At 49.8% G+C, this 15,550-nt stretch carries 18 protein-coding genes; 5 read left to right on the top strand and 13 right to left on the bottom strand.

The genetic code is table 11. The annotated features are described in order from the left end of the window. Window positions 1-6 precede the first annotated feature (6 nt). Entirely contained in the window at window positions 7-837 is an 831-nt protein-coding gene (locus C2I18_RS00825; protein ID WP_249899403.1) for a lipase family protein, read from the top strand. Window positions 838-842: 5 nt separating this feature from the next. Here C2I18_RS00825 and C2I18_RS00830 read toward each other — a convergent pair whose 3' ends face one another. The 4 genes from C2I18_RS00830 to C2I18_RS00845 are packed head-to-tail and all read right to left on the bottom strand — an operon-like array spanning window position 843 to window position 3,846. Beyond that, window positions 843-1,646 carry an energy-coupling factor transporter transmembrane component T family protein gene (locus C2I18_RS00830; RefSeq protein ID WP_249899404.1) on the bottom strand — a complete coding sequence of 268 codons (804 nt, stop codon included), beginning with the start codon at window positions 1,644-1,646 and terminating at the stop codon, window positions 843-845. Next, entirely contained in the window at window positions 1,643-2,494 is an 852-nt protein-coding gene (locus C2I18_RS00835; protein WP_249899405.1) for an ATP-binding cassette domain-containing protein, read from the bottom strand. Before C2I18_RS00835 ends, C2I18_RS00830 begins: the two co-directional genes overlap by 4 nt. Then, window positions 2,479-3,279, bottom strand: a complete 801-nt coding sequence (locus tag C2I18_RS00840) for an ATP-binding cassette domain-containing protein (RefSeq protein ID WP_249899407.1) — start codon at window positions 3,277-3,279, stop codon at window positions 2,479-2,481. The genes C2I18_RS00835 and C2I18_RS00840 overlap by 16 nt, the downstream gene beginning before the upstream one ends. Before the next feature lie 15 nt (window positions 3,280-3,294). Continuing rightward, a complete protein-coding gene (locus C2I18_RS00845) occupies window positions 3,295-3,846 on the bottom strand; it encodes a biotin transporter BioY (protein ID WP_249899408.1) in 552 nt (183 codons plus the stop codon). A 213-nt stretch (window positions 3,847-4,059) separates the two neighbouring features. On the opposite strand from C2I18_RS00845, the gene C2I18_RS00850 reads away from it, so the two are divergent. Together C2I18_RS00850 and C2I18_RS00855 are read left to right on the top strand one after the other, a co-directional pair. Then, window positions 4,060-4,590 (top strand): MarR family transcriptional regulator, encoded by a 531-nt coding sequence (locus C2I18_RS00850; protein WP_249899409.1) that lies wholly within the window; start codon window positions 4,060-4,062, stop codon window positions 4,588-4,590. After that, window positions 4,532-5,365, top strand: coding sequence for a DUF6544 family protein (locus C2I18_RS00855; RefSeq protein WP_249899410.1), 834 nt, complete (start codon window positions 4,532-4,534; stop codon window positions 5,363-5,365). Before C2I18_RS00850 ends, C2I18_RS00855 begins: the two co-directional genes overlap by 59 nt. Before the next feature lie 3 nt (window positions 5,366-5,368). On the opposite strand, the gene C2I18_RS00860 is transcribed toward C2I18_RS00855, so the two are convergent. After that, a complete protein-coding gene (locus C2I18_RS00860; RefSeq protein ID WP_249899411.1) occupies window positions 5,369-6,304 on the bottom strand; it encodes a ketopantoate reductase family protein in 936 nt (311 codons plus the stop codon). 174 nt (window positions 6,305-6,478) lie between these two features. Here C2I18_RS00860 and C2I18_RS00865 point away from each other — a divergent pair, with 174 nt between their 5' ends. Next, window positions 6,479-7,081 carry a TetR/AcrR family transcriptional regulator gene (locus C2I18_RS00865; protein WP_249899412.1) on the top strand — a complete coding sequence of 201 codons (603 nt, stop codon included), beginning with the start codon at window positions 6,479-6,481 and terminating at the stop codon, window positions 7,079-7,081. Here C2I18_RS00865 and C2I18_RS00870 read toward each other — a convergent pair. The 5 genes from C2I18_RS00870 to C2I18_RS00890 all read right to left on the bottom strand — a co-directional run bounded on the left by C2I18_RS00870 (window position 7,074) and on the right by C2I18_RS00890 (window position 11,858). Further along, window positions 7,074-8,360, bottom strand: a complete 1,287-nt coding sequence (locus C2I18_RS00870; RefSeq protein ID WP_249899414.1) for a DUF4179 domain-containing protein — start codon at window positions 8,358-8,360, stop codon at window positions 7,074-7,076. The two genes, C2I18_RS00865 and C2I18_RS00870, sit on opposite strands and share 8 nt — an antisense overlap. Beyond that, a complete protein-coding gene (locus tag C2I18_RS00875) occupies window positions 8,353-8,904 on the bottom strand; it encodes an RNA polymerase sigma factor (RefSeq protein WP_342760325.1) in 552 nt (183 codons plus the stop codon). The genes C2I18_RS00870 and C2I18_RS00875 overlap by 8 nt, the downstream gene beginning before the upstream one ends. Window positions 8,905-9,062: 158 nt before the next feature. Next, window positions 9,063-9,731: a phosphotransferase gene (locus tag C2I18_RS00880; protein WP_342760326.1), complete on the bottom strand. Its 669-nt coding sequence runs from the start codon at window positions 9,729-9,731 to the stop codon at window positions 9,063-9,065. Window positions 9,732-10,480: 749 nt separating this feature from the next. Further along, a complete protein-coding gene (locus C2I18_RS00885; protein WP_249899415.1) occupies window positions 10,481-10,942 on the bottom strand; it encodes a hypothetical protein in 462 nt (153 codons plus the stop codon). A 16-nt stretch (window positions 10,943-10,958) separates the two neighbouring features. Continuing rightward, complete coding sequence (locus C2I18_RS00890; protein WP_249899416.1) at window positions 10,959-11,858, bottom strand: LysR family transcriptional regulator; 900 nt, start codon at window positions 11,856-11,858, stop codon at window positions 10,959-10,961. Between the two features lie 82 nt (window positions 11,859-11,940). Here C2I18_RS00890 and C2I18_RS00895 point away from each other — a divergent pair, with 82 nt between their 5' ends. Next, window positions 11,941-12,846 (top strand): PhzF family phenazine biosynthesis protein, encoded by a 906-nt coding sequence (locus C2I18_RS00895; RefSeq protein ID WP_249899417.1) that lies wholly within the window; start codon window positions 11,941-11,943, stop codon window positions 12,844-12,846. A gap of 67 nt (window positions 12,847-12,913) precedes the next feature. On the opposite strand, the gene C2I18_RS00900 is transcribed toward C2I18_RS00895, so the two are convergent. The 3 genes from C2I18_RS00900 to C2I18_RS00910 all read right to left on the bottom strand — a co-directional run bounded on the left by C2I18_RS00900 (window position 12,914) and on the right by C2I18_RS00910 (window position 15,550). Beyond that, window positions 12,914-13,915 carry an anti sigma factor C-terminal domain-containing protein gene (locus tag C2I18_RS00900; protein ID WP_249899418.1) on the bottom strand — a complete coding sequence of 334 codons (1,002 nt, stop codon included), beginning with the start codon at window positions 13,913-13,915 and terminating at the stop codon, window positions 12,914-12,916. Further along, a complete protein-coding gene (locus tag C2I18_RS00905; protein ID WP_249899419.1) occupies window positions 13,912-14,403 on the bottom strand; it encodes an RNA polymerase sigma factor in 492 nt (163 codons plus the stop codon). Before C2I18_RS00905 ends, C2I18_RS00900 begins: the two co-directional genes overlap by 4 nt. A gap of 133 nt (window positions 14,404-14,536) precedes the next feature. Further along, a complete protein-coding gene (locus C2I18_RS00910) occupies window positions 14,537-15,550 on the bottom strand; it encodes an alpha/beta hydrolase family protein (RefSeq protein ID WP_249902309.1) in 1,014 nt (337 codons plus the stop codon).

Consider the following 15,550-nt stretch of genomic DNA (forward strand, 5'->3'; position numbering starts at 1 on the left):
GGCGGGATGCAGGTGGGTAACAATAAAGATATGGAACAGCGGGCCATCTTTCTGGCTGCCGTGTGCGGACAGACTTACGCCCAGTTTACACACACTGACGGCTCATTTGTTGTTCCGCTGCATTATTCCCTCTGTCATACGATTGAAGCCAGATCCATGAACTCGGTATGGGAAGTTTTCGGCTTTATTATTGAATCGCCGGAGGAGGTTATTATTGCCTTTCGGGGAACAAGCTCAACATCCAATTGGGTCTCCAACATGAACGCCTCGCAAAAAAATTTCAAATACATCAAAGAAGCTTGCCTTACCCACCGCGGGTTTACGGATATATATGCTTCAGCCCGGGACGGAATTATCTCGGTACTCGGCAGCTTGTCTCCAGAGAAAGCTTTATTTGTAACCGGACACAGCCTCGGCGGTGCACTCGCTGCCCTTTGCGCAGTGGATGCTGCGGCCAATACGCATTACCGCTTCCCCAGCTTGTATACCTATGGCGCACCCCGTACCGGCGACCCTGATTTCGCCAAAGCCGCCGCGAAGTATGTTCCGCACAGCTTCCGCATTGCCAATCCTTTTGACCTCGTAACCTATGTCCCGCCATCCATTTACAAGCTGCCTAAACGCAGCAAAAAATATTATTATACTCACAATCAGACCCGTTACCCGCTGTCTTTTCAGAACGGGGCTGTCCCCCTAAATCACATGATCGGAAGCTACTACGCAGCGCTGGCCAAGCTCCAGCCGGAGTTCGCAGAATTGCTGCGGGTTACGAATCCCGGCCTCTGCCCGATCATTGAGGTGAAGCCGGCTCAGACACGGACGACAATGGCGGAGTAGAACCGTTATATTCCTGCACTTTGTAATAACAGCAGGACCGCAGCTATTACCACAACCGTGCCACCGGCCTGATAATCAATACGCTGCAAGTGCAGCTGCCTGTACTCTGTCCGTCCCTTCCCTTTGCCGAAAGCCCGGGCATCAATTGCATGACTTAACTGCTCCGCCCGCCCAATAACCGTGAACAGCAGCGGGACAATGACCGGAATATATGCAACCATTCTTTTGGGCAACGGCAGGGCTGCCAGATCGTAACCTCTCGCTTTTTGGGCCAGCAGAATACGGTCAAGCTCCTGCATAATCGTCGGGATAAACCGGATTGCAATGACGATCATCAGCGAAAACTGCTCTACGGGCACATGTAATCTCGATAGAGGAGCCATCAGCTTGGTCAGACCTTGGGCCAGTACCAGCGGCTGAGTGGTTAGCGTCAGAAGCGAAGACAGCCAGACCAGCAGGACAATCCGCCATACAAATTGAATCCCGGTCTGCAGACCCTCTGAAGTCACCCCGATGATCCCCCAGGACCAAATTACTTGCCCTTGTATGAACAAGGCATTATACACAAGGGTAAACATCAATATGAACCATAGGGGCTTTAGTCCCCTGAGAAACAGCCCAAATGAAATTCCGGACAACCTGATTAGTCCCGTAACAACAACGGTTGCCGCAGTATAGCCAATGTAACTGTTCAGCATAATAAAGCTCAGCAGCAGCAGGAACACGGCGAGGATTTTGGTGCGGGGATCGAGGCGGTGCAGGAGGGAATGTGTCTCTACATATTGTCCGATTAAAATGTTATTGTTCATTTCAGAATACCCTGAGCCAATATTGGCTGCACCGCAGCAAAAATATCCTGTTCCCTGCAGCCCGCAGCATTCACCCGTTGTCCGGTTAACGCCTCTGCCAGCTGAAGCAGCTGCACGGTTTCCGGCAGCGCCAGTCCCGCTTGCTCCAGCACCGCTGTCTGTTCCAGAAACAGTGTGTCTGCACCATAATGCCCTAACAAATGACCCTCTGCCAAAACCACCACTTCATCGGAATACTCTGCGACATCCTCCATATGGTGGGAAATGAACAGAATAGTGCGGTTATTCTGCTGCTGCCATGCTTGTAACATCCGCAAAAGCTGTGCCCGGCTCACCGGATCAATACCGGCCGTCGGTTCATCCAGAATCAGCAGCCGCGGGTTCATTATCAGCACCGAGGCGATGGCTACCTTGCGTTTCTGTCCTCCGCTTAATTGAAAAGGAACGCTGTCCAGAATTTCCCGCGGCAGCCCGAGCTGCGGCAGGATGCTGTCCACCGCCTCTGTAATCTGCTGCGCAGAATATCCCTTCAGCTTTGGAGCAAAGGCCAGTTCCTTCCCTACAGTGGTCTCAAACAGCTGATGCTCCGGATATTGAAACACAAACCCGATATCGTCTATCACCTTCGGCCTTCCTTTGGCATCCCGCGGTACCGGCTTCTGATCCATCAGGTACTCTCCCTGTGACACCTGAACCAGACCCTTCAACACCTGCACAAAGGTGGATTTGCCCGCGCCGGTCTGTCCGATAACTGAAATCCACCGGCCTTCTTCCAGGATACAGCTGATATCCTGCAGCGCCGCATTTCCGGCATGATTGACGCTGACTCCCTTTAACTCCCAGACCATTGCCTGCGGATCATCTCCTTCCAGTCTCCTGTCAGCGGCGTGCCGGGCTGGAGCATGCGATGTAACCGGACCGCAAAAGGAAGGCCCAATTGATAATCGGCAGCATTCATCGTATCAAAAAAAGTTAAGGGATCGCCGTCATACGCAAGCCGTCCCTGATCCATCAGCAGCATGCGCCCGGCTTCCAGCACTTCTTCCATATGGTGGGTAATATGTATGACCGTCATTCCCTGCCGGTGCAGGTCATGCATAATGCCAAGCACCTGCTTCCTGCCTTCCGGATCGAGCATGGAGGTGGCCTCGTCAAAAATCATCGCCTGCGGCTGCATTGCCAGAACCGCAGCAATCGCCACGCGCTGCTTCTGTCCGCCGGACAACAGATGAGGCTGCGCTTCCCGGCAGTGATCCATCTGAACAGCCTGCAGGCTGTAGTCAAGCCGGCGCCCGATCTCCTCACGCGGCAGCCGGATATTTTCCAGTCCGAAGATCACTTCATCCATCACCGTTGTAGTAATAAACTGATCCTCCGGATTCTGAAAAATAAACCCGACCCCCTCATGAATTGCTTCAAGCTCTGTGGGCTTTGCGGTGTCCAGCTCCTTGAAGGTAACCTTTCCCTTCTTCGGAAGCAGCAGCCCGTCCATAAGCTTGGCAATTGTTGATTTGCCGCAGCCGTTCGCCCCGGCGATAGCTACAAATTCCCCGGCACCGATCGTAAAGCTGAGGTCTTCCAGGATGACCTGTCCTTTTTGATAATAAAAATGCACCTGATCAAACGTGATCATCCCTGCACCGCCTTTTTAATGCCTGACTCTCTCCTGGACCGGACTAATGGCTTTCAGTTGTACCGCAATAAGCGAGGCGACAACCGCCTTAATGATATCCCCCGGCAAAAATGCCACCGATCCTGTAAGTGCCGCCCATATAGAGGTATTCGTAATGAGTGCCATCACCGGCGCACCGATCAGACTGACCAGCACAACCCCGAACACAAAATTAATGATCATCAGCTTCCATACGGACAGCTTGTTCCAGATTTTCTCAGTCATATACCCGGTCAGGAACGCAGCCACCGGCCAGCTGAACACATATCCGGCAGTCGGTCCTGCCAGTGCTGACAGTCCCCCGCGTCCTCCTGATAACAGCGGCAGTCCGATAGCGACCAGGACGATAAACAAGATCAAGCTCAGCGCCCCTGTCTTCTTCCCCAGAAAACATCCCGCCAGCATAACCCCTAATGTCTGGGCGGTAACAGGTACCGGAATAAAACCAAGCGGAATAGCCGGTATCATGCCGAGCACACCGACGAATGCAGCAAAGATTGCCGCATACACCATTTCTTTTGTTGTCATATCACGTACCTCCCATTGTTTGTTCACCATTGCTGACGTCTGCTGCAAGCAGTCTATTATGTACAGTCAGAATCATATCTTGAACTGTGAAAATTGTAAACCTTGGACTTCACGAATGAGCATCCGAAGTGAGATTTTCATCACAGAAAAAAGGTAACCTATTACATATACTGGATACGTAACTTGTTACCTTTTTACAGGGAGGGAAATGCAATGGACATTCAAGAACAGCAAGCGTACATTCTCGGAACTCTGCTTACGCTGGCTAACCGCCTTCAAGTGCTGGGCGATAAGCTGGACGAGCGGATCACCATGAAGCAGTGGCTGCTGGTTGCGGTCATTCTGAAGAGCGGTTCCACTTCACCGGCTTTAAGCGAAATCGCCGTAATGTTCGGCAGCTCCAGACAGAATGTAAAGAAGATGGTTCTCCTCCTGGAGAAACAAGGATTTGTCACCCTTGCCAAGGATGAACAGGATGCGCGGATTCTCCGCGTACGGCTGACGGATAAATGTATGGACTATTTTGGAGGCAGAAGCCGCGAAGAAACACAGTTCATGGATGCTTTGTTTCAGACCTTTGGCGCCGAGCTGACGGGCGGCCTCTACAGCGGTCTGGTCCGGCTGCAGGAGAACATTGCCCAAATGGAAGCCAGTTCATCTCATGAGGAAAAAGGAGTGATAATTAATGGTTCTTCTGCTCAGTATTGCGGCTGTAATCGTGATGGGCTTGATTGTCTTCTTTAGCATCCCTTACTCCAAAACGAAAGCGGAATTCAGCCGGATGTCGTCCGCCAGGCTTGCTGATCATACCGCATCAAACGGTGTATTTACCAGGGAAGACTGGGCCGGTCTGCCGCTGCCCGTCAGGAGATATTTTGAAACCTCAGGCTTTACAGGCATGCCCAAAATGTCATCCATGAAGGCCGAATTCACACATGTGGAATTTATACTATCTGCTAACAAACCCGCCATTTCCATAGATTACTCCCAATATAACTTTGTCCTGCAGCCTGACAGAATTGCTTTGATTGATACTTCCATGTATGGCGTCCCTTTTCAGGGGCTGGATTCTTATGTAAATGGTGCAGGCAGCATGAAAGGGGTTCTCGCCAAAACGTTTACGCTGTTTGATCAGCGCGGTCATGAGATGGACCAGGCCTGTCTGGTTACCTTCTTGTCGGAAGTTCTCTTACTGCCTGGTGCGGCATTACAGCATTATATCGGCTGGGAAGCTATTGACGATACCCAGGCCCGGGCCACCATCACAAGCTACGGGATTTCCGCCAGCGGGATCTTTAGTTTCCGGGATAACGGGGAATGCCAGTCCTTCACTACTGATGACCGCACCGCTGTTGGAATGGACGGCTCCAAGCAGCAGGTGAAGTGGTCCGCCCGCCTTGGGAATTACAAAGTGATTAACGGCATCAGGCAGCCTACCCATCTGCAGGCAATTTGGCATTATCCGGGCGGAGATCTTGTTTATTTTGACAGCCATAATCTTAAGGTGGAGTACCGCTGAGCTTTAGCTTCCGCTTTCCGCCTGCATACGAAAATTCTTCTCTAATCCGTCCCAATTCGGCGTGGATACATTCGCCCGCTGCTTCCACCCTTGAAACGCAAGATTCAGACCTTCCAGTTCCTTAACAGTTCCGTCGATTTTCTGCGCTACGGGAAGTCTGTGGTATACCTTCAGGAACCAATACACCAGAGTCCGGTGCTGCCGGATCCACTTGGCTTGTGCAGCCGGGATTAACGGGTACCCTAAAGCTTCCAATACTTTAAAACCCTCATCCATAGCGCCGATGATCTGCTGCAGGGTCTGTTTATCCCGCGCGAGCTTTTTAAAGTTGCCTTTAAAGGCAAACGCGGCGAAATTCAGCGGCACAATAGGAATCACATGGTTTTTAAGCCAAGCATCCATATTCTCCTGGACCGTTATTTTATATTTTGTATGTTTAAAAGCTTTGTCCAGCAAAGGCAGAAAGGGTACCACTCCGTCAAGGCTGCCAAGCACCATCTGCCCGCCTGCTCGGACAGCGACCATCCGGTCCTTTTCCCTTATCCCCCCGCTTAACTGAAATCCGAACGCAATGTTTTTGTCTGTACGGCTATGTTCTTTTATATAACTCTGCATTTGATGCGCTTCCGTATTGTTACCTACCAGGACAATGTTGCTGCTGCGGTTCTCTGCAAGAACCGGTAGTACCGCCGGAAAGTCTGTAAATTTCATCACTACAAAAATCAAATCATAGCTCTCCTCCGGAGAAAGGGTCTGGCTCACCTTCACCCTGTCTGACGTTGTCTTCAGCTGAAAATAATGACGTATCACTATTCCGTCCCTCTTCAATTCCTCCGCCCGCTTCCCCCTGGCCAGCACCGTCACATCATTTCCTCCGCGTACCAATACATGTGCCAGATAACTCCCGAGAACCCCTGCTCCATACACCAAAATTTTCATATTTGCACCTCGTTAATTTATTGAACATTTGTTGTTTTTCATTCATTTGTCCAATATAATTCAAGGTACTAAGGTCTTCAATCGTTAATATCAGCGATTATGTTGGTTAACCAACAATCAGGACCTAACCGTTGAACATCTCGTAACTATATTAAAAAAGGGGTCAGATTACTCATGGACCGGCGCATCAAAAAGAGCCAGGATGCTATTATGGAAGCCTTAATCAGCTTAATGGCCGAAAAGGATTTTGAAAAAATAACGATCAATGAAATAGCAGAACGTGCAGACGTAAACCGGGGAACCGTGTATGCCCACTACACCGATAAATACAATTTGCTGGAGCTGTGTGTCGAGACCCGTCTGGACCAGCTCATTGAGAGCTGCATGCCGGTTGACGGTGTTATGGTTGAGGGTGTTATGCCCAGTGCTTCACGCTCCTCCATTCTTCAAGTGTTCCAGATGCTGGAGCAGAATCACCTGTTCTATTCCACTTTACTGACCTCCAAAGGTGTCCCTGCGTTCAAAAAACGTCTGCAGGACATGATGATCCAGAGCATCCGGCAGCAGCTTGCAGACATTCATGACAATCTCCCGGTACAACAGGAGGTCATGGCACAATTCCTGGCTTCAGCAATCGTTGGCGTTGTGGAATGGTGGTTCACCCAGCCGCAGCGCTGCTCTGCAGAAGAGATTACGGAACAGCTATGGTCACTGCTGCAGCTGAATCAGATGATTCCGGGTGCAATGCCGGCAAAGCAGTCTGCTCCCGTTACCTGACAGGGATCTCTAAGGTTTTATTATATTCCTTCATAAAATGCATCCCCCCGATGACAAGATATTCAGGTTCAGCTGAGGTGTCGAAGATCAAGGTGCGTTCCTTCACAATCGTTGCGTCCTCCAGCTTCTCCAGCAGTTGGTTAACCGTTGTCTGCAGCCCGGTAAGCTCATTTCCGGCTTTTACAGATACGTCATCCAGCATTACATCCTCTTCAGTAGCAATTGTAATCTCAGTGCCGGCTGAGGTTGTCGTTACATTCCGCACCCACAGGCTGCGGCCGGAAATAGACACCGGTTCCTCATTCACGGCAGTGAGGTCAAGCTGCTCATCCAGCTTTTGATAACCGGCAAATTCCTTGACGGTCAGCTCCAGCGATTCCAGCGGTTCAGGCAGAGCGTCGTAACGGAGCTCGAAGCTGCTTTTACCCAGTGATGAACGGTTTCCGCTGCCCAATAACTCAATTGGCTTTCCGTTCGCCATTAATTCAATGCCGTGCAGGGCATGATTAACCCGGTCAATATTCCCGGCATTCAAGGTTCCTTTAATCAATGTCATGGTCGGCGTCGCAGTAAGAGAGCGGAAGTTAATACTGCCATTATCCACTTTAACGGTATGCCTGATAGACTGCTTGATTTGCGTCTGCATTGCCTGATCCGGACGATAAGGAAATGTGATTTTCAGCTCGCTCATCTGATTGTTCTGCACCCGCTGCCACAAGTGCAGGGTTAATTTTTTGGCAAACGGATTAACCGGCTCATAAACCATCGTCCCCTTCTCCTCCGTCCGTTCCTCATTCAAAATGGCGGTTCCGTTCTCAGCATTAGAATCCGTCCAAAACCCTGTAACCCTTGAGCCGTTAAACATCAAGCCGCTGTCCTCAACGCCTGCCGGATTGGACAAACGGTAATACACGATCAGCTGATTCTCATCTGACATGATCCCTTCAATAACAAGCGTTGATCCGTCTGCCAGTGTAGTTGTCCGGTCAATGGCCTGCCCCATCCCGGCATCGTTCAGCTTCTGCAGCGTTCCGGTCATGATCTCATCGTACCCGAGCAGCTTTTTGCCGTAGTAAGCGAATGCATTGTAATTATTGCTGACAACGAATAGAATCACCACAGCAACCACGGCAGCAGACCATCTTGGAAGCTTCTTTTTCCTTTTTACCGGGGCAGCCGGGTTCAGCGCATTTCGCAGCCTCTGTTCCAGATCATCTGGTGCTGTTATGGATTCCATCCGCCGCTGCTCTTCTTCCAGCCGTTGTTCGACGTTATGCACGTGGATCACCTCCAAGATGAAGTCTTAGCTTTTTTAGTCCCTGAAAAATTCTCGATTTCACCGTTCCAACCGGAACCCCGGTTATATCTGCTATCGTACGATGGTCAAGGTCATGCAAATATTTCAGCTGAATCGCTTCTCTCTGCTCCGCATTGATCTGCTGCAGCATCTCCTGGAGATCCATTTGCTGCTCACTGCTGCTGTAGGAATCCGCTGCCGGAGTATTTGCTGTTCCGAGTCGCTCTGCCGCCGTATAATCCTCCAGGAGGACCAGCTTGTTCCGCTTTTTCAGCAAGGATTTGCAGCTGTTCACGAGAATCGTCTTGCTCCAGCTGCGGAAGGCCTCTTCCCGTTTCAGCTGACCGATCTTCTCATACAGCGTGACAATCATGTCCTCCATGGCATCCATCGCATCGTGCGAATTCCCCATGTATGTATAAGCCAGCCTATAATAAATGTCCTTCTCGGACATAATCAGCTGAAGCAGCGCTTCTTTGTTTCCTTTTTTCGCTTGTTTCACCAGCCGGGCATCCGTCAACACCATCACCTCTCTCCCCTCTAAGAGTCACGGGTACCGCTAAAAGTTCATTGTCTCGGAAATTAGTTTCTTGTGCAATGCCGGAGAATAGGCGTTCATAAAAAAAGCCTGCCATCGGCAGACTGAGTTAAAACGGAAGAAATGTATTTATGAACTGCATTTATTCACTGGATAAACTGCAATACACGCTGACAGTGATATTCCGCTAAGCCCTTTGCAAATTGCTGATCCGGAAAGCCGCGGTGAAGCAGCTTCAAACCGGCCGAGATTAAAGAAATATGCTGGTGCAGCCGGTAAAATTGCATTCTGTCCGGATCAAGCGCTTCACTCTTGAGGTACCGGTAGTATTCCCCGAACCGGAGATCGAGAAAACAGTGCTCGTACTCCATATCGAAGAACATTGCACCCTCAATATCAATTAAATAGGGCTCCAGCTTCTCATTAAACAGGATATGGTCCGGACCCAGCTCGCCGTGGATGAATCTGTACTGTCTTCTAGGCTTTATTTTCTCTGCAAATTTGTATAAGGTATTCAGCAATTTCGGCCGGTTAGCCCGGATTTCATCGATATATTGCACGCTATAGGCCAGCTGTACTTCAGCATTCTTCACATGTAACAGATGGCATTCCGGTGACTGGATTAATGGAGCATTTAGTTTCCCGTAAGCTTCCCGCACATCACCATGCATTTTGGCCAATAGTTCCCCAATCCGTTCCAGTAAAAGAGCTTTACCGGGATCATCCTCGCTTTGCAAGTACTCTTCCGCGTTTTGTCCAGGCACACATTCAACGAATGCATAATCAAATGAATAATGGTCTCTCTTCGAATTCAATTCGTAGAGTGCCGGTGTCCGAATTCCTTGCCCAGTAAGGTATCTGTTATTCGCCTGAAACAAATCACTTCCGTAGGACCGCTCCTCATTCCTCTGCCCTGCCAGCTCTTCCTGAAAATAGCTTTTAGAGGGATCTCAAACATACAGCACGCAAGAAAAGCCATTGCTGCAGTCCACCTTATAGACTACTTTTTGTGCACCGCCATGCAGGTTAGATACATTTACTACACTATAGCCGGAACCAAAAATACTCCTGATATTCTCCTGTAAATCTGCGGGAGTAAGGTGGCTAGTCATTGACATTTGAGCAGCACTCCATTGTCTATATATTCGCCGGCCGGCAATCCAACTGTATAAAAAATCCAGCCAAAAGTATAGACTATTCTTTTACGCTCTGCTATGATGTTGAATAAGGTCTTGATAAAAATACGTATACATAATCCTTCGGAACCCGCTTCCGGAGGATTTTTTTATCCGTTAAGGTATATCCCCAACACTTTGTCTGCGAGTGATAAAACACGCTAAATGGAATTTCTCCACCTAATTCTGCGGATAGCTCCTTAAAGACGATGCTAGTGGGAATAACTCCTGCTAATTATCCTAATTTCGCTGTCCGGGTAGCGTATCGCCTGAAGTAAGCGGCATCATTCCAACTAATTGCTGTTTTTGATCAGAATTAATAAAATTAGCGGGAGTAAATCCAATTAATCACTCTGATCACAAGTTCATAGTTAACCTCACGAACCTTACTAATCCCAATAGTTAAATATAACCTCACCAATCGTAGCAGGCTTCCAGTAACGGAGCATTCTCTGCTCATAATCCCGTAACGAAACGGTATCCGCTGAAGTCAGGGGTGTATCAAGTAACATTTGCGGCAGTATTTTATAGGAAAAAAAAGTATGATCTGCTGTCCCCAAATTTATATCTATAAACTCGATTCCGGCGTAGTCCGCCACAGCTGCAAATGCCACGAATGGGTACACCGAATGGAGCAATACACTAAACGGGCCGCCTAAGCTGCTGCTGACTTGATAGGTATAAAAGCTTTTTCTTACCAACGAAAGCTCTTTATGAACAATTTCCGCTCCTAACGTGCTAACCAGAGGGTAAACCCATGCCTCGAACGGCTTGATATCCTGCTGTCCAAAATCATCGCGGGAGGCACTAAAACCGGTTATGCCCGGCTTCATAATCTCGTTAATATTCATAAGAATTTCTCCATAATTAGTTTAAAAAATCTACAGCCTCCAGAGCAAAAGCCGCAGCTGCGGGTGTAATCTTTTCCCGGGAACGGACAGCCAGCGCCACCTCACGGCTAAGAGGCTCAGTAAGCTGCCTTACGGTAACTTTTGCCGGAGAAGCCGGCAGGATCATGGAAGGAACGATAGTCACGCCCATCCCTGCCTCGACCATTGAGATGACCGTGGAGTTCTCCGCCACCTGATAACGTGCATCCAGGTTAAGCCCCTTCTGCTGAAAAGCATCCAGTACCGTCTTCTCACAGCCCGAACTTAAGAGGATAAACGGTTCATTTTCAAGCTGCTCTATAGAAATTATTTCCTGCTGTCCTAGTGCATGATCTGGAGGAAGGACAATTACGTAGGGGTCTTTTACCATCTGCAAAATATCCAAATCCGGGCCTGAATGAACCAGAAACCCGAGATCGACCGCGCCATCCCTGATCCAGGCTTCAACTTCCGCATAATTCCCTTCAAACAAAACCAGCTCAATGCCCGGAAAGCGGGCACGAAACGTCTGGAACAGCTCAGGAATCCTGCTCGCCGCGAAGCTCGGAAAAGCCCCGACCCGTACCGTACCGCTCTGCAGGCTTTTTCCTGATGCCGCCACCTGGCTGATCAGCCCGGTCTGGCGGATAATTTCACGGGCATGAAGCAGAATTTGCTCTCCTGCCTCCGTTAATGTCACCCCGGTGCGGCTGCGCGTAAAGAGAAGGACACCCAGCTCTTTCTCCAAATCCGCAATCGTATGGCTGACGCCGGATTGGCTCGACAGCAGCTTTTCCCCTGCTTTTGTGAAGCTGCCTGTCTCGGCAACAGCAAGCAAAATCTCCAATTGCAGCAGCGTCATCTCTCTTGCTCCCTTCCGGCATGAACTTTTGTTCATGAATGGTATGGTAAAACATCATTTTACTTGCGGCACGGACTCTTATACGATGAGATCAATAATATTAAGGAGGCACATTATATTGAAACAGATCTCTGTATATCACGTGGATGCTTTTACTGAGCGTCCGTTCGCGGGAAACCCCGCCGGTGTCATTCCGGATGCCGGCAGTTTAACTGTAACCCAAATGCAGCAAGTCGCCAATGAGCTAAATCTGCCGGAGTCCGCTTTCCTGCTGCCTCCTGTTGACCCGCAAGCAGATTACCGGATCCGCTACTTCACACCGCAGGAGGAGATCAATTTCTGCGGACACGCGACAGTCGGTTCCTCCTGGCTGCTTGCGGCTAAGTACGGCTGGACTGAAAAAGCCAAACCAATCGTCTTTGAAACCAACGTCGGGCTGATTCCGGTCACAATCGGCAGCAGCGGCGACAGCTTCGGCGGAGTAACCATGACGCAGGTTTCGCCGAAGGTCTCGGAGATCCATGTTGAACATGCGGAAATTGCTGAACTGCTGGGCATTCCCGCCGGTCAGCTGGATACCCGGTTCCCCGTGAAGCTGGCGAGTACCGGCAACTGGCATTTGATTGTTCCGGTGAAGACGCACGCAGCTATTGATGCCGCCCGGCCAGATCTGGCGCAGCTTGCTGCTCACAACAAGAAGCATGGCATCAGCACCACCCATCTCTTTACTTTTGACGGAAAGCCGGGCTTTGACCTCTACACCCGGGATTTTGCCCCTGCCATAGGTATAGCGGAAGATCCGGTAACAGGAGCAGCAAACGGGGCGCTGGCCGGTTATCTTATTTTAGAAAATATACTAGGCAGACAAGAGACGCATAACCTTATTATTGGTCAGGGAGATGCCATCGGCCGTCCGGGAACGCTGTATGTAACGATTGAGCCAACAGATTCGGATGCAGTGATTAAAGTTGGAGGATTTGCCCATGTGACGCTGGAAGGGGTTCTGCGGTTAGGTGACAGTTAAATTCTGAAGAGGTTCCAAAGAAGAGCGGTCCGCTCTTCTTTGGCTTTTTTTTCAAACAGTATGTGATCTAATATTTATCCACAACCGCTCCGAGCACGGCTGCATTTACATAGGACTTCCCGCTCAGGCTCTGCAGCTCCTTTGCCGTCCCGGTTACAACGACGCCCAACAGCTGTACGTCACTGGCCTCCGGTGCTGCTTTATCTTGTTTCAAATAATTTGAGATCCGCTCAAATTCTCTGTAATGCTTGCCTTTCATCTGAAGCCCGTATTCCAATGTCTGCAAAAAATCCTCCGGTTTCGGTGCAAACAACTCTTCCCATCTCCAGCCGTAACCGTATACCCGCCGAGCTGATTCCGGTAACGCATATTTCTCCGTGCTGCTGTCATTCGTAATAAATTCAAGCTTCTTTTTGTTGTCATACGTATCTACCCAATACCACCGCTGGGACAGCCCTTCCGGAAGCATGGCTTCAACCTCAGCCTGGGTATAGCTTTTATCAAACGAAACTGCCATCTCCACGAGCTTGCCGGGTTCCATTTGTCCCAGCAGGGGCAGGTCATTCAGCACTTTCCCGTTATAATTCACCCCGGGTACGTAGAACAGCATTTCCCGCTGTCCGCTTTGACTGTTATACGTCCGGTAGTATTCATAATTTTGGCTTTTCATTATTGGATCGGGAACATGGATACTGGAATAACCGCTGCCCAGCAGAGCGAACCGGCTGCTCATACTAAAACCCAGCTGCTTGGTATCCCATACGACAGGGACTCCTTCCACAACCTTGTAAGTTTCAATCTCGACCTTGCCGGACAGAAATCCCAGATCAAGCTCTGTTCTTAATTCATAAAGGTTAGGACTGCTGAGCTCCATCATCATTTTCTCCTCATCCAGTCCCCGCATGGCGAGCCAGCTTGTCAGATGAGCATTCCCCAGTATCCCGCCAAACCATACGATAACCGCTGCAGCGAGAGAAATAAGGGTATTACGGATCAGTGTTTTCCGTTTGGCCTTCTTTATGACTTTTGAAAGATTCATATCATCCTTTTCTTCCCATGGAGCTGTCATTCCTCTTCACCTCTATATTTTTTTTGAAATTGCTTGCGGGCGCGGAACAATGCCGATTTGACCGTATCTGTCGTAATGCCAAGTAGCCCGGAAATCTCCTGGTAGGACAAGTCCAGCTCATATTTCATTATGATCAGCTGTTTGTGAAGGGGAAGCATCCTATTAAGAACGCGCTCAATATCTTCCCGCTTCTCTTTTAACAGCAAATGATCCTCCGGCAGTTCCGTATCCGGCACTTCTATATCATCAATCGGAATGACGAACCGCTTATTGCGGCGGCACAGATCATAGTAGCGGTTAATCGCGACTTTATATAACCATGCACTGAATTTGTTCTCATCAATGGAATCGATATACAAAAGTGCCTTATATACCGTATCCTGTACGATATCCTCAGCGTCGGCTGCAGATGCCCCGAGACGGATCAAGTATTTCCGGATTTCCAGCATTTTGGGTTGAAGTATCTGATGTAGCTGCCCGGGCTTCATCCTGCACCTCCTTTCGTATGTATAACGGTGAAGTTCCTTGAATGTTAGCTGCCCCGGATAAATTTCCGCAAAAAAATCCCCTTACCGCTAACAGTATACAGATACTGTGTGGTGTAAGGGGGCCCATTAAATATTAATGACTCAAAAAGTTTACGATCTCCTCCATATATCCTTTTACCGTTATATCCCTTGGAGCGAACAGGCTGATCAGCAGCGCACGCACCGGTGATTCCGCCGTAGCTGTGGCGAGCATGGAATGCTCTGTGTCCGGGAAAATTTTAACCCGCAGCAGTTCCGGGGGACGTACTCCTTCACGGTATACCTTCTCTGTCTCATTGACATCCACATTCACATCATGATCGCCGAGCAGCAGAAGTACCGGGGAATTGAAGTTCTTCAGGTCACCCGCTGCGTCTGAGGCAAAATTTTTACTGACAAAAAGCCAGCGGTCCTTATCCATAACCTTACCGCTACCGCCTGCAGCCTGTACATATTCCTCATAAGAGGCCCCTGCTTTCAGCAGGTCCTTGATCCCATCCTCGTAAGCTGCTTGCTTCGCGATCTCTTCCTGTGTATGGCCGTCCTGCTCCATCTGCTTCCGTGTATGATATTCTCCCTGGGATAACCAGTTAATAGCGGGAGACACGAGAATACTGAACGCCAGCGGCTCCACACCAGCCAGCTTCGGGATCACCCATCCGGCTTGGCTGGCTCCCCATACCCCTATGTTGTCTCTGTCGATCATCGGCTGTTTTCCCGCCCATGCCAAGGCCTGCCGCGCCTCCGTCACCCGGTCGTCCATGCTCTGGTGGAGCCAGTTCCCCTCCGAGCCGCCGATTCCGCGTTTGTTGAGGGACAGAGAGGCGTAACCAGCAGACGCAAGCTTCTCCCACAAAGGCTTATATCCGTCATTATGAGTAGAGTCAACGGGTCCGTCCCCATGTATGAACAGCACCAGTCCCAGTTTTCCGCTATAGCTGTCCGGCAGCGCCAATGTGCCTGCCAGTTTGCCTTGCGGCGACTCGATGACGACGGGGCGGAGGCTCATGTCAAAATCATTTTGCCACAGGATGTATCCTCCGGCCCCGCCAAGAAGCAGCACAATGCTGAGAATCACCAGTCCCCACTTCTTGAACTTCTTTTTCAT

The sequence above is a fragment of the Paenibacillus sp. PK3_47 genome (genome assembly GCF_023520895.1).
Lineage (GTDB): Bacteria > Bacillota > Bacilli > Paenibacillales > Paenibacillaceae > Paenibacillus_AQ.

Bases quoted from the DNA above. Each gene is read 5' to 3' on its own strand.
- C2I18_RS00825 (WP_249899403.1), top strand. From the start codon at position 7: ATGCAGGTGGGTAACAATAAAGATATGGAACAGCGGGCCATCTTTCTG.
- C2I18_RS00830 (WP_249899404.1), bottom strand. From the start codon at position 1,646: ATGAACAATAACATTTTAATCGGACAATATGTAGAGACACATTCCCTC.
- C2I18_RS00860 (WP_249899411.1), bottom strand. From the start codon at position 6,304: ATGAAAATTTTGGTGTATGGAGCAGGGGTTCTCGGGAGTTATCTGGCA.
- C2I18_RS00835 (WP_249899405.1), bottom strand. From the start codon at position 2,494: ATGGTCTGGGAGTTAAAGGGAGTCAGCGTCAATCATGCCGGAAATGCG.
- C2I18_RS00905 (WP_249899419.1), bottom strand. From the start codon at position 14,403: ATGAAGCCCGGGCAGCTACATCAGATACTTCAACCCAAAATGCTGGAA.
- C2I18_RS00840 (WP_249899407.1), bottom strand. From the start codon at position 3,279: ATGATCACGTTTGATCAGGTGCATTTTTATTATCAAAAAGGACAGGTC.
- C2I18_RS00890 (WP_249899416.1), bottom strand. From the start codon at position 11,858: ATGAACAAAAGTTCATGCCGGAAGGGAGCAAGAGAGATGACGCTGCTG.
- C2I18_RS00845 (WP_249899408.1), bottom strand. From the start codon at position 3,846: ATGACAACAAAAGAAATGGTGTATGCGGCAATCTTTGCTGCATTCGTC.
- C2I18_RS00855 (WP_249899410.1), top strand. From the start codon at position 4,532: ATGGTTCTTCTGCTCAGTATTGCGGCTGTAATCGTGATGGGCTTGATT.
- C2I18_RS00910 (WP_249902309.1), bottom strand. From the start codon at position 15,550: ATGAAAAAGAAGTTCAAGAAGTGGGGACTGGTGATTCTCAGCATTGTG.
- C2I18_RS00900 (WP_249899418.1), bottom strand. From the start codon at position 13,915: ATGACAGCTCCATGGGAAGAAAAGGATGATATGAATCTTTCAAAAGTC.
- C2I18_RS00885 (WP_249899415.1), bottom strand. From the start codon at position 10,942: ATGAATATTAACGAGATTATGAAGCCGGGCATAACCGGTTTTAGTGCC.
- C2I18_RS00865 (WP_249899412.1), top strand. From the start codon at position 6,479: ATGGACCGGCGCATCAAAAAGAGCCAGGATGCTATTATGGAAGCCTTA.
- C2I18_RS00850 (WP_249899409.1), top strand. From the start codon at position 4,060: ATGGACATTCAAGAACAGCAAGCGTACATTCTCGGAACTCTGCTTACG.
- C2I18_RS00875 (WP_342760325.1), bottom strand. From the start codon at position 8,904: ATGGTGTTGACGGATGCCCGGCTGGTGAAACAAGCGAAAAAAGGAAAC.